Raw genomic sequence first — 13,284 nt, forward strand, 5'->3', positions numbered from 1 at the left:
ACTAAAAGGGAAGGAGACGTGTCATGTGTGGCATCGTCGGCGCGGTCGCGCAACGGGATATCGTCCCGATTCTGATTGAAGGTTTGCGTCGCCTCGAGTATCGCGGCTACGACTCATGCGGCGTGGCGACGGTCGTCGACGGCCAGGCGCGTCGCGAGCGCAGCGTGTCGCGCGTCGCCGATCTCGACGCGCACGTGCGCACCGCCGGCCTGACCGGCAGCACCGGTATCGCGCACACGCGCTGGGCGACGCACGGCGCGCCGGCAACCTGCAACGCGCATCCGATCTTCTCGCGCGATGAAATCGCGCTCGTTCACAACGGCATCATCGAGAACCACGAAACGTTGCGCAAGCAACTTTCAGATGCGCACTACGAATTCGATAGCCAGACCGACACCGAGGTCGTCGCACACCTGATCCACAGCAAGTACCGCGGCGACCTGCTCGCCGCCGTGCGTGCCGCAACGTCGCAGCTTCACGGCGCCTACGCGATCGCCGTGTTCAGCAAGCACGAGCCGCAGCGGCTGATCGGCGCGCGGGTGGGCTCGCCGCTCGTCGTCGGCGTGAAGGATGGTGAATGCTTTCTTGCCTCCGACGCGCTCGCACTCGCCGGCATCACCGACCGCTTCATCTTCCTCGAGGAAGGCGACATCGTCGAGTTGACGCCGGGCGGCGTGCGCGTGCTCGATCGCGGCGGCGCACCGGTCGAGCGCGCGGTACAAACCATTTCCTCCGCCGAGGCCGCCGTCGAACTCGGGCCGTACCGGCACTTCATGCAAAAGGAGATCTTCGAGCAACCGCAGGCCGTGGCCGCGACCATCCCGGATGCGGGGCTATTCGATCCGGCCGTATTCGGCCCGGACGCCGCGCGGGCATTCGAGCAGATCGACAACGTGCTGATTCTCGCGTGCGGCACCAGTCACTACTCCGGCCTGACGGCACGCCGCTGGCTCGAAACGATCGCGCGCGTGCCCGCGCAAGTCGAGATCGCGAGCGAATACCGTTACAGCGACGCGCTCGCGATGCCGAATACGCTGGTGGTGAGCGTGTCGCAATCCGGTGAGACCGCCGACACGCTCGCCGCGCTCAAGTACGCGCAGGCGCTCGGCCATATCGACACGCTGGCGATCTGCAACGTGCCGACCAGCGCGATGATGCGGCAGACCGGCCTGCGCTTCCTGACGCGGGCCGGCCCGGAAATCGGCGTCGCGTCGACCAAGGCGTTCACGACGCAGCTCGTCGCGCTGTTCATTCTCGCGGTCACGCTCGGGCGGCTGCGCGGCTACGTCGACGATGCGCAGCTTGCGCGCTATACGACGCAACTGCGGCGGCTGCCCGGCGCGCTCGAGGATGTGCTCGGGCTCGAGCCGCAGATCGAGCGCTGGGCGGCCGAATTCTCGCAGCACGAGAATGCGCTGTTTCTCGGGCGCGGGCTGCACTACCCGATCGCACTCGAAGGTGCGCTGAAGCTCAAGGAGATTTCGTATATCCACGCGGAGGCGTATCCCGCCGGCGAACTGAAGCATGGGCCGCTCGCGCTCGTGACCCACACGATGCCCGTCGCGACGATCGCGCCGAACGACGCGCTGCTCGAGAAGCTGAAGTCGAACATGCAGGAAGTGCGCGCGCGCGGCGGGCAGCTTTACGTGTTCGCCGATGCCGACACGCGGATCGACAACAGCGAAGGCGTGTCGGTGCTGCGGATGCCCGATTACTACGGGTTGTTGTCGCCGATCCTGCACGTCGTGCCGTTGCAACTGCTCGCGTATCACGCGGCGTGTTTGCGTGGCGCGGATATCGACAAGCCGAGGAATCTGGCGAAATCGGTGACGGTGGAGTGAGGGGGTTGGGTCGCCGGGGGCGGACCATACATTTTTTGCGTTCATCTCTTTCATCACGTCGAGCTCGAGATCGCGTTCCGCCAGCATCTTCTTCAGCCGCGCGGTCTCCTGCTCGAGTTGCTTGAGCCGCTTGTCGTCGGTCGCCGCCCTGCCACAGAAATGCTGGCGCCAGTTGTAGATCGCCTGCTCGCCGATTCCGTGCTTCTTCGCGACCTCGGCGGCTGGCGCCGTGTCCGCCTCGCGCAAGATCGTCACCATCTGTTCGTCGCCAAACCGGCTCGTCTTCATGACTTCCATTTCTCCGGTGGAAGCCATTCTCTCAAGTGTCAGTTGGTCCGAAAATCCCTGGGCAGGTCAAGCTCGATATTCCCAACAATCCGGAGGGTGTCACCCTTATCACATGCTGCCCGGAGTCGCGGTGAAACCATGCTGTCCCGAATCACTTTCAGAGGATCGTCCATACAAGCCGACGATCATGGCGAGGTGCCTTCACAGGCAAGCCGTCGGCTGCCGCGCCATCTGTTATCGCACCCGGTCCAGCCGGTCGACCGCGTATCGTCGTGGTTGAGCCGGCTCAATCGTTCGCATTGACGAGCGTACGCGTATAAGCATGACGCGGCGCCGCCAGCACCGCCTGCGTCTCCCCGCTCTCGATGATCCTTCCGTCGTGCATCACGACGAGTCGGTGTGACACCGCGCGCAGCACGTCGACATCGTGGCTGATGAACACATAGCTCAGTCGACGCCGCCGCTGCAACGTCACCAACAGTTCGAGAATCTGCTTCTGGATCGACACATCGAGCGCGCTCGTTGGTTCGTCGAGCACGAGGATGCGCGGATCGACCGCAAGCGCCCGCGCAATTGCGATGCGTTGCCGTTGCCCACCCGAGAACGCCACCGGATGACGCAACGCCGCGTCGGCCGGCAAGCCGATTTCCGCGAGCAGCGCCGCCACACGTGCACGCCGAGCGTCGAACGTCATGTGCGGATGATGCAGTGCGAGTCCTTCCTCGACGATCTCACCCACGTTCAGGCGCTGCGCAAGCGAGCCGAATGGGTCCTGGAACACCATCTGAACTTGCGCGGCCCGTTCTAGCCGCGTTACCGCATTGCCCGCGGCTTCCAGCGCCGCGTAGCGGATCGCGCCCGCCGTCGGCGTGACGAGTCCGACGAGCGACGCGGCCAGCGTCGACTTTCCGCAGCCCGATTCACCGAGCACGCCGAGCGTTTCGCCTTCTCGCAGCTGAAGCTCGACGCCGCGCAGCACGGCGGGCGTCTCGCTGCGAAACAGGCCGCGCCAGCCGCGCGCGCGTGTGCGATACCCCGCGTGCAGCGCGCGCACGTCGAGCACGCGCGGCGCATCGGTGGCCACCGGCACGATCGTACGGCGCGGTGCGCTGTCGAACAGTTTGCGCGTGTACGCGTGCTGCTGCGCGGCGAACAGCGCGTCGGTCGCACCCTGCTCCACGATCTCGCCGTGCTGCATCACCGCGACGCGATGCGCGAAGCGGCGCACCAGATGCAGATCATGCGTGATGAGCAGAATGGCGAGACCTTTCCCGTCGGAGTCGGCTTCCTGTAGTTCGATGAGCAGATCGACGATCTGCCGGCGCACGGTGACATCGAGCGCCGTGGTGGGCTCGTCGGCGACCAGCAGACGCGGGCTGCCCGCGAGCGCCATCGCGATCATCGCGCGTTGCCGCTGGCCGCCCGACAACTGGTGCGGATAGGCATCGATCTTGCGTTCGGGTTCGACGATCCCCATGCGCCGCAACAGCGCGATCGCCCGCTCGCGTGCCGCCGCGCCCCTCAGCCCCGCGTGCAGACGCAGGCTTTCACCAATCTGCCGCCCGATGGTCTTGAGTGGATTGAGCGCAGTCATCGGCTCCTGGAACACCATCGCGATGTCGCGGCCGCGCGTCGCACGCCATTGCGCTTCGCTTTTACCGAGCAACTCGTCGCCCGCGAGCCGCACGCGGCCGCTCACGCGCGCAGCGTCGGCGAGCCCGAGCAACGCGAGCGCGGTCAGGCTCTTGCCCGATCCCGATTCGCCAACGAGCGCGACGCGCTCGCCGCGCCCGATCGTCAGATCGAGCCCGGACACGATCGTCCGCGCGCCGATCCTGATGTTCAGGTCTTCGACTTCGAGTACGGGCATCGTCATCGGGCGGCTCCTGCGGTGTGGGTGTCGCCACCGTGGGTGTTGGTATCGTCGGCATCTGCACCGTCGGCGGCACGATTGCGGTCGGTGGCGAACGATTCGCGCAACGCGTCGCCGATGAACGTGAGCAACAGCAACGTGACCACAAGCGCCGTGATGGCCGTCGCCGAAATCCACCACGCCGACAGATGACCTTTGCCTTCTGCCAGCAACTCGCCGAGGCTCGGCTGGGGCGGCGGAACGCCGAGCCCGAGAAAATCGAGGCTCGCAAGCGACACGATCGCCGCACTCATCCGAAACGGCAGCCAGGTGATGACCGGCGTAAGACTGTTCGGCAGAATGTGCCGCCATATAATCTGGCGATCGGACAGCCCGAGCGTGCGCGCGGCGCGCACGTATTCGAGCGCTCGCTTTTGCAGGAATTCGCCACGCACGTAATCGGACAGCGTGATCCATCCGAAGGCGGCGAGGAGCAAGAACAGCAGCACGAGGCTCGGCTCGAAAATCGACGACAGGATGATCAGCAGATAGAGATCGGGCAACGCGGTCCATACCTCGATCACGCGCTGGCCGAGCAGGTCGACGAGGCCCGCGTAATAGCCCTGGAGCGCGCCCGCGAGCATGCCGACGAGCGCGCCTGTCAGCGTCAGCGCAAGCGCGAACAGGACCGAACTGCGAAAGCCGTAGAGTACGCGCGCGAACACGTCGCGACCGTATGCGTCGGTGCCGAGCCAGTTCTGCGCCGAAGGCGGCGCCGGAAATGGCTGCGCTGCGTGATAGTTCACGGTGTCGTAACGATACGGATCGGGCGCGTAGAGCGCGAAATTGCCGTCGCGCGAAAACTGCTCGCGGATGAACGGGTCGAGATAGTCGGCCTCCGTGGGCAGTGCGCCGCCGAAGTCGCTATCGGCATAGGTGTGCAGCGCCGGGAACAGCCACTGGCCGTGATAGCGCGCGACGAGCGGCCGATCATAGGCGATCATGCCGGCAAGCAGGCTCGCGACAAACAGCACCGCGAACACGACCAGGCTCGCGAAGCCGAGCCGTTGACGGCGCAAGCGCCGCCACCATGCGAACGCGCGCGCGAATTTCGCCGCGTCGCGGTGTGACGCAATGGCGCGCGGCGGCGGCACGAATGCGGCACCCGTTGGCGTATCGGGAACGGCATGCGGCACGGCATCGGCGTAGTCCGCCTGCTTCGTATCCGCGTGCGATGAGCTGATGACTTCCATGGAGAACCCCGGATTCAGCGGCCGTTGCCGCCGAAGTGAATGCGCGGATCGATCAGCGCATACGCGAGATCGCCCGCGAGCTTCGCGAACAGACTCACGGTCGTAAACACGAACAGCGAACCCAGCACGACCGGATAATCGCGGCCGATGATCGCGTCGTAAGACAGGCGCCCTACGCCGTCGAGCGAAAACAGCGTCTCGATCAGCAGGCTGCCGCTCACGTACGCGGACACGAACGCCGCGGGAAAACCAGTCGCGATCGGAATCAGCGCGTTGCGCAGCACGTGTCGCCACACCACTGCGTTGCGCGACACGCCCTTCGCGCGCGCAGTCAGCACGTACTGGCGCGACAATTCGTCGATGAACGCGTTGCGCGTGAGAAACGACACGACGGCGAGGCTGCTCGCCACCGACGCCGTGACCGGCAGCACCAGATGCCAGATGCGGTCGAGCACGCGTTGCGCGAGCGGCAGCGTGTCGTGCTCTTCGGCGCCGAAACCGCCGAGCGGAAACACATGCAGAAACAGATCGCCGCTCAACAGCATCATCAGCAGCACACCGAGGACGAAGCCCGGGATCGCGTACGCGGCGAGCAGCGCAGCGCTCGTCGCGAAGTCGAACGTCGTGTCGCGCCGCAGCGCCTTCGCAATGCCGAGCGGCACCGCGATCAAATACGTGAGCACGAGCGTGCAGGTGCCGAGCGTGACCGTCACCGGCAGCTTGCTGACGATCAGCGCCCAGACCGAGCGATGCTGAAAGAACGACTCGCCGAGGTCGAAGCGCGCGTAATGCGTGAGCATGCGCACGTAGCGCGTGAGCGGCGGCACGTCGAAGCCGAACGTGCGGCGGATCGCGGCGACTTGCGCGGGATCGACGCCTTCGTCGCCGTGATAGCCGCCTGGGCCGGAAGCGCCCTCGCCGTGAACCGACGAGCCTTGCAGCCGCGCCATCACCTGCTCGACAGGGCCGCCCGGCACAAACTGCATGATGACGAACGTCACCGTCAGCACGCCCAGCAGCGTGGGAATCATGAGCAGCAATCTGCGCCCGATATACGCAAACATGACACTTACTCCTGTTGGGCCGCGTGCGTCGCGGCGTTCGTGCTCTGCGCGTCGGGTGCGGCGTGCCACCAGCCGATGACCCAATCGAGCTCGCCGTATTGCCGCGGCACGCGTGCGGGCGGCGCGATACGCCGGTTCCACGCGATGCGCGAGTGCGTGGCGTGCCACTCCGGAATCATGATGCGTTCGCACAGCAGCACGCGATCGAGCGCGCGCGCCGCGGCAATCACCTCGCGTTCGCTGCCGGCGCGCTGTACGTCGTCGATCAGCGCATCGATGGCGGGCGACGCGATTCCCGTGTAATTCTCGGAGCCCGGCGTGTGCGCCGCGCGGCTGCCGAAGCGGCGTTCCAGTTCGACGCCCGGAATGCTCGCGGCGCGGTAGCCCAACGTCGTCATGTCGAAATCGAAATGCTTGAGGCGCTCGACGATGATGGTCTGATCCATGATGCGCAGCCGCGCATCGATGCCGAGCAGCCTCAGGTTGCGCACGACGATCATCAGGATGCGCTCCATGCCCGTGCCGTCGTCGATCAGTTCGATCGTGAACGGCGTGCCGGCCGCGTTGCGCAGCATGCCATCGCGGTAATGCCAGCCCGCGCTCGCGAGCAGCGCCTCGGCCCGTGCAAGATTGCGGCGCAGCCCGTGGTGCGCCGACGTATCCGGCTGCGGCGGCAGTGCGCCGAACACCTCGGGCGGCACGCCGCCCCGTAGCGGCTCGAGCAGCGTCAGCTCGTCGGCGCCCGGTACGCCGCTCGCGGCGAACACGCTTTCGTCGAAAAAACTGCGAGTGCGCGTGTACTGGCCGAAAAACATGTTCCGGTTGATCCATTCGTAATCGAGCGCGAGACCGATCGCCTCGCGCACGCGAATGTCCTGGAACTTGGGACGCCGCAGATTGAAGAACAGACCCTGCGCATTGCTGATGCCGTGATCCGGAAACTCCTGCTTCCGCAGCGTTCCGTTCGCAAAGGCGGGGCCGCTGTAGTTGCGCGACCATTGCTCCGCGCTGCCTTCGGTCAGCGCGTCGACATCGCCGGCGCGAAAAGCCTGAAGCGGCGCCGACGGGTCACTGTAGAGCCGGAAACTCACGTTGGCAAAGTTGAACATGCCGCGCCGCACCGGCAGATCCGCGCCCCAATAGCGCGGATTGCGCCGATACACGATCTCGTGATTGCTCGCGCGCGCGCCGATCAGATACGGCCCGCTCGCGATGGGCGCAACCGTGGCAAGTTGGTCGAACGTCAGCGTGCCGCCGTCCGCCGCGCGCGCCCAGTCGCGCGAAAACACGTAGAGATCGCCCGCTTCGAGCACCGCGCGGCGCTGCACCGTGCGAAATGCAAAGCGCACCGTCTGCGCGTCGATCACGTCCACCGCGCGAATGAGCGCGTAGCGGCTGCTGTAGATCGGCGATGTCAACGACCCCGTCAACTGCTCGAACGAGTAGCGCACGTCCTGCGCCGTCACCGGCGCGCCATTCGAAAAGCGCGCAGCCGGATTAAGGTGGAACGTCGCCGAAAGGCCGTCAGGCGCGATCTCGACGCGATCGGCGAGCAACGGATATTGCGTGCCGACTTCGTCGAGGCTGCGTTGCATCAGCGTCTCGAACATCAGATTGACTTCGTCGGGCGCCGCGTTGCCGCGCAGCAGAAACGGATTGAGCGAGTCGTACGTCGCGATCTCCGTGTAGTTCGCGAGGCGCAGTGTGCCGTCACGCGGTGGCGCGTGGTCGGCCCACGCGAAGCGCTGCATCGACGCATCGGGCCGCGCGTCGTCAAAGAGCGCAAGCGTGGTTTGCCACTGAGGATCGGGCGCCGCGTGTGCAAGCGTGACGGCGCCGGCCATGCACACGCATCGCGCAACGCGTGCAACTTGCGCAACACGTACAACCTGTGCAACTCGTGAAACTCGCACAATCAGAGCGGACAGCTGCGCGCGCGACGTCGGACGGACGGAATCGGTCATTACTGCTCCGGCTGCGTCACCAGCGACAGCTTCGTGATGCCCGCGTGCTGCACCGCGCCCAGCACCTTCGCGACGGGACCGTACGGCACGCGCTCGTCGGCTTGCAGCGACACGGCGAGATCCGCGTCCTGCTGCTTGCGTTGTTCGAGTTGCGATTCCACCTGAGCGAGCGGCACTGGCTGCTTGTCGAACCAGACTGTGCCCGCGTCGTCGACGCTCACCGTGAGCGGTTTTTTCGGATCAGCGGAAGCGGTCGCTTCGGTCTTCGGTAGATTGACCTGGATCGCCTTGTTGAGCAGCGGCGTCGTCACGATGAACGCGACGAGCAGCACGAGCATCACGTCGACGAGCGGCGTGATATTGATTTCGCTGAGGACGTCGTCGTCCTGGTTGGAGGAGAAAGCCATCAGGCGGCGACCTCCGTAGCGCGGGCGAGAACCGGTCGGGATTGATCGGCGCGCGGCGCAGTCGCCGCGCTCTCGGCGGCGTTTTTTACTGAAAGGCGAAACTGCTGGCGCTGCGCGAGCGCGTAGAGCGTGCCGGCGTGATCGTCGAGGCGCGCGACCGCGGCTTTCGTTCCGCGCACAAAGATGTTGTACGCGAGCACGGCCGGCACGGCGACGGCGATGCCGATGCCCGTCGCGACGAGCGCCTCGCCGATCGGTCCGGCCACCACGTCGATGCTCGCCGATGCCGCATGCGAAATCGCCCCGAGCGCGTGAATGATGCCGAACACCGTGCCGAACAGCCCGACGAACGGCGCGATGCTGCCCACCGACGCAAGCCACGCGAGCGAATGTTCGAGGCGTCGGCGTTCGTGCGCAATTTGGCGCGTGAGTTGGCGCTCCAGCGTGTCCTGGCGGCTCCACAGGTCTTCAGGATGGTCGCTGCCAAACGTGCGCGCCTGTTCGAGCGCGGCGAGCGCTGCGCCCGTCACGCGCGCCTTGGGGCCTTCGGGCAGCGCGCGCGAAGCGATATCGACGAGCGTAAGTGCACCGTCGAGTGCATCGTCGGTGCGCCGATCGACGCGTGCGGCGCGTGTGTGCTGAATCGCCTTCAGGACGATGATCGTCCACGTTGCGATGGAGAACGCGCCGAGCAGCCACAAGGCGCCTTGCACGATAAGGGTAAGCGGCAACGAATTCATGTTCGGACTCCGGAAATCAGTCAAGTTGGAAATTGAGCGGAACGTCGACCCAGCCATCGACAGGCGTGTCGCCCCGCTTCGCGGGCACGAAGCTCCAGTGCCGCACGGCGGCGACGGCGGCATCGTCGAGCACGCGGTGGCCGCTCGAGCGACGGACCTCGAGTGTGTCGGGCGAGCCGTCCGCACGTACGTGGACATGCAGGACGACCCTGCCCTGCCAGCCGTAGTCCTGCGCTGTCGCCGGGTAGTCGGGCGCGGGATTGTGCAGGTAGTCGGCATTTCCGTCGGGCAGCGTGGTTTTTTGCGTGGCCGGTGCGGTGGCTGCGGCCGGTGCAGCGGGTGCGGCAGGCGCCGCCGCCGGTGCGGGCGCGGCCGATTCCGCCGGCGCAGCCGAGGGCCGCGCAGCGGGCGGCGGTACGGATGCAGACGGCGCTTGCGCGGGTGTCGGCACGTGGCGCGGCTTCGGCGCATGCCGCGCCTGAGGCAACGGCTTCGGCGGTGTCACCGGCTTGGGCGCGGGCGCTTGCGGCAGCGGTTGCGGTGCGGCCGTCATCTGCAACGCGATCGGCGGCGTGACCACCGGTTCGTGCGACGCGGGCCGCGCATGCAGCCACGCGGCGATCAGCGCCGCATGCAACACACCGACGACGAGCGCGCCGCCCACGGCCTGACGCACGGTGACAGGACCGCCGTCACGTGCGTCGAACGATGCATCGTCGCGGGCGATTTCCTGCCGCGACTCAGCTGACACACCATGCCGGGCGCCGGCGACGACCGCCCGCCACGCCGCGCGCCGCCGCTGCGACAGCGCGGGATCTTCGACGGTCAGCGATGCGGCGCTCACAGGTCGAACCTCGCGTTGAGCGCGAGCGTGCGTGGCGCACCGACGAAGAGGTAGTCGGACTGCAGGAAGCCCCAGTAATGGCGATTGAAGATGTTGTCGACTTCGGCGCGCAGCGTCACGCCATGGCCGCCGATCGTCGTGCGATAGCTGAGGCCTGTGTTGAACAGCGTGTAACTCGGCAGCACAAACTGGTTGTTCGCATCGGCCTTCATGCTGCCGTAGTAATGAGCCTCGACGTTCGCGGTCACGCCTTGCAGGCCCGGAATGCGGTCGCTCACCTGCAACGTGGCCTGCCAGCGCGGAATCCCCTCGACGCGATTGCCGACGAGATCCGCTTCGGTCTCGTTATACGTTCCCGTTTCCCACGCGGTGCTCGCCGCGATGCGGAAACCCGCAGGCAAATCGACGCGACCGTTTAGTTCGAGGCCGTTGATGCGCACCTTGCCGTTCGACACGTACACGTTCTGCGCGTTGCCGTATTGCGCGCCGCGCTCGATGCGGAACAGCGCAGCGGACGCGCCATAGTGCTGGGCGTCATACTTCACGCCCACTTCGTATTGCTTGCTCTTGATCGGGTCGAGCACCTGGTCCGCGTTCGCGTAGCTTGACGCCGCCGTGCCACCGTCCTCGAGCGCCTCGACGTAGCTCGCGTAGAACAGCAGGTCACTGCGCGGACGAAACATCAGTGCGAGTGTGGGCGTGACCGGCGTCTGCGTATAGGTGCTGCCGGCCGTATTGGGCGCGGTATACGACGTCTGGCGATAGCTCGTGTAGCGAACGCCTGCGAGAATCGACCAGTATTTCAGGAAGCTCAGCGTGTCGCTTGCAAACAGCGACTTCTGCTGCGAATTGAAGTTGTTGTACTGCTGGCCATAGTCGAACGTGCCGTTCCACGTTAGTGGCGTGATCGGGTGGTAAAGGTTGTTCGAGCCGATGTCCGTGTACAGCGCCTTCGGCACGGTCTTCTTCGAGAGCCACTGTTCCGACGCGCCGAGCACGACCTGATGATCGATCGGCCCCGTCGAGAATTTGCCTTCGAGCGTCATCTGCACGATATCGTAGATCGACGAGCCGCGAGCACGGTTCAGGATCGTATCGAAATCGCCCTGCGGATTGAGCAGATTGAGCCATTGCCCCGAGTAGCTCCGTTCGTCCTTGCTATGGCTGTAGTCGATGCTCGCTTTCCACACCGGATCGATCTGCCAATGCAAGCCGCTGCTCAGGAAATAGACGTTCGAATTGAAGAACGTATCGCCATATGCGGAAAGATTCGTGCGTCCGCTCGGCGCGCGCGGCACGCTCGTGCCAGCGAAATTGCCGAGCGTGATGTCCTGAATGCCGCCGTCCACCTTGCGCGACTGATAAAGACCGTCGAACGTCCACGTAAGCGACTGCGTCAGGCGCGCATCGAGCGATAGCGACTCCGAATTGCGCAGCACATGTGCGCCGTTATACGTATCGCCCTGCTCGTGCGTGATGTTGAAGCGATAGCCAAACATGCTTTGCGGGCCAAAGCGTCCGCCCGTGTCGATGTGTTCGCTCGCGATGCCGTCGGAGCTATAACCGACATCGGCACTGAACGTGAATGTATCGGTCGGCTTCTTCGTCACGAAGTTGATGATGCCGCCCGGCGCACCGAAGCCATACATGAAACCGGATGCACCTTTGAGCAACTGAATCGATTCGAACGACTCGACGGGCAGTTCGACGGTCGTCATATAGAACGGCAGGCCATTGATCTTGTAGCCGTTGAAATCGTCGAGCGCCATGCCGCGAACATTGATCGAATACGCGTTGAACGAATACGTATCGCCTAGCGACAGCACCGCCGCGTCCTCGGCGAATACCTTGCCGAGCGACTTCACCTGACGGTCTTCGAGATCCTGTTGCGTGACCACGCGCGTGGAAAATGGCGTTTCCAGATCCGAACGCGTGCCGAGCGCGCCGCTCGACACCTTCGGCGCTTGCTGGCGCGATCCCTGCACCGTCACGGTGGCAAGGCTGCGTACGGTTTCGCGCGACTTTGCGGCTGGCGTTGCAGTCTGCTTACCCGCTGAATTTTTCGTCGACGTAGCCGACGACGCGTCATCGTTCGTGCTGTTTTCGTCGGCGGCGTAAACGTGGCCTGCCGTCAACAACCCCGCACCGATCAGCATGGCAGGAAGTACACGCTGATGGAGAATTCCTGTTTTCAATTTTAGTAGTCCGATATGATATGGAGAGTCCGAAGAGCACCGAAGCCGAACCGGAACTTCCACGTGTCAGGTCTCAGCCGCGAGCGAATGCTCGATGTACGTGCTCAGAATCTCGATGAAATGCTCGAAAGCCTGATCGGGAATCGACGGATCCCGAACGAAAAACTCCTGCAGACACAGGCCGCGAATGAAACAAACGATCACATAGCGCGTGAGCGACGGCGTCGACGATGCGTCGATACACGTATCCACCGGGTGACCGCTCTTATCGTCGCCGATCGGGTGCGACAGCAGCGCCGTGTTGAAGCGTTCTCGCAGATCCGCATCGTTTTGCAACGCCCAATAGAACTCCAGCGACGTCGGGAAGGTTTCGCGCATCTGCGCGTGCCATGCTGTCACCTCGTCGCGCACGCTCGCGCCGGCTGCGATGCGCCGTTCGAGCATGTCGATTTTCGTGCCGATCCACGTGACGTATGACGCCACGAGCAACTCGTTCTTGTGCGGAAAATGATGAAGCAGCGCGCCGCGAGACAGTCCCGAGCGCCGGCAGATTTCGCTGATCGACGTGTTCGCGAGTCCCACGTCCTTGAGGCACGAAAGCGTCGCGTTGATCAGTGCATGACGAGCGGCCGCGCTCCGCGCGCGCTGCGAACGCCTCGTAGGTTTACCGGTATCGGATGTCGGATTCGTCATGATGCTTGGCGCGTCCATCTCACATCCTGCTCGATCGGACAACGGCTCATTGAGGTTGCTCGTTAAAACTTTGCTGCGTCGCTGCAGCAAAACAGTACGACTGTCATGTTATTGAGCGGGCATCGACGTGTCCAAGAAATTTC

10 protein-coding genes and 1 pseudogene are annotated in these 13,284 nt (G+C 64.7%); 1 reads left to right on the forward strand and 10 read right to left on the reverse strand.

The window, feature by feature from the left end:
• Positions 1-23: 23 nt before the first annotated feature.
• Positions 24-1,841, forward strand: a complete 1,818-nt coding sequence (gene glmS / locus LGN19_RS15740) for a glutamine--fructose-6-phosphate transaminase (isomerizing) (protein WP_226215810.1) — start codon at positions 24-26, stop codon at positions 1,839-1,841.
• A 15-nt stretch (positions 1,842-1,856) separates the two neighbouring features.
• On the opposite strand, the pseudogene LGN19_RS15745 reads toward glmS, so the two are convergent.
• From LGN19_RS15745 to LGN19_RS15790, 10 genes and pseudogenes are all read right to left on the reverse strand, one after another.
• Positions 1,857-2,129, reverse strand: a pseudogene (locus LGN19_RS15745) (transposase); the annotation flags it as partial.
• Positions 2,130-2,415: 286 nt separating this feature from the next.
• Positions 2,416-4,005 carry an ABC transporter ATP-binding protein gene (locus LGN19_RS15750; protein ID WP_226215812.1) on the reverse strand — a complete coding sequence of 530 codons (1,590 nt, stop codon included), beginning with the start codon at positions 4,003-4,005 and terminating at the stop codon, positions 2,416-2,418.
• Positions 4,002-5,234, reverse strand: a complete 1,233-nt coding sequence (locus LGN19_RS15755; RefSeq protein ID WP_226215814.1) for an ABC transporter permease — start codon at positions 5,232-5,234, stop codon at positions 4,002-4,004. The genes LGN19_RS15750 and LGN19_RS15755 overlap by 4 nt, the downstream gene beginning before the upstream one ends.
• 14 nt (positions 5,235-5,248) lie before the next feature.
• Entirely contained in the window at positions 5,249-6,298 is a 1,050-nt protein-coding gene (locus LGN19_RS15760; protein WP_226215815.1) for an ABC transporter permease subunit, read from the reverse strand.
• Positions 6,299-6,303: 5 nt separating this feature from the next.
• Complete coding sequence (locus tag LGN19_RS15765) at positions 6,304-8,142, reverse strand: extracellular solute-binding protein (protein WP_226215817.1); 1,839 nt, start codon at positions 8,140-8,142, stop codon at positions 6,304-6,306.
• 119 nt (positions 8,143-8,261) lie between these two features.
• On the reverse strand, positions 8,262-8,669 hold the full coding sequence (locus LGN19_RS15770) for an ExbD/TolR family protein (protein ID WP_174957179.1): 408 nt from the start codon (positions 8,667-8,669) through the stop codon (positions 8,262-8,264).
• Positions 8,669-9,409, reverse strand: a complete 741-nt coding sequence (locus LGN19_RS15775; RefSeq protein WP_226215819.1) for a MotA/TolQ/ExbB proton channel family protein — start codon at positions 9,407-9,409, stop codon at positions 8,669-8,671. The genes LGN19_RS15770 and LGN19_RS15775 overlap by 1 nt, the downstream gene beginning before the upstream one ends.
• A gap of 16 nt (positions 9,410-9,425) precedes the next feature.
• Positions 9,426-10,253 (reverse strand): energy transducer TonB, encoded by an 828-nt coding sequence (locus tag LGN19_RS15780; RefSeq protein ID WP_226215820.1) that lies wholly within the window; start codon positions 10,251-10,253, stop codon positions 9,426-9,428.
• Positions 10,250-12,244, reverse strand: a complete 1,995-nt coding sequence (locus LGN19_RS15785) for a TonB-dependent siderophore receptor (RefSeq protein WP_226215822.1) — start codon at positions 12,242-12,244, stop codon at positions 10,250-10,252. Before LGN19_RS15785 ends, LGN19_RS15780 begins: the two co-directional genes overlap by 4 nt.
• Before the next feature lie 270 nt (positions 12,245-12,514).
• Positions 12,515-13,231, reverse strand: a complete 717-nt coding sequence (locus LGN19_RS15790; protein ID WP_226215824.1) for a TetR/AcrR family transcriptional regulator — start codon at positions 13,229-13,231, stop codon at positions 12,515-12,517.
• Positions 13,232-13,284: the final 53 nt, after the last annotated feature.

The organism is Burkholderia sp. AU30198 (assembly GCF_020419825.1).
In the GTDB taxonomy this organism is placed as follows: domain Bacteria; phylum Pseudomonadota; class Gammaproteobacteria; order Burkholderiales; family Burkholderiaceae; genus Burkholderia.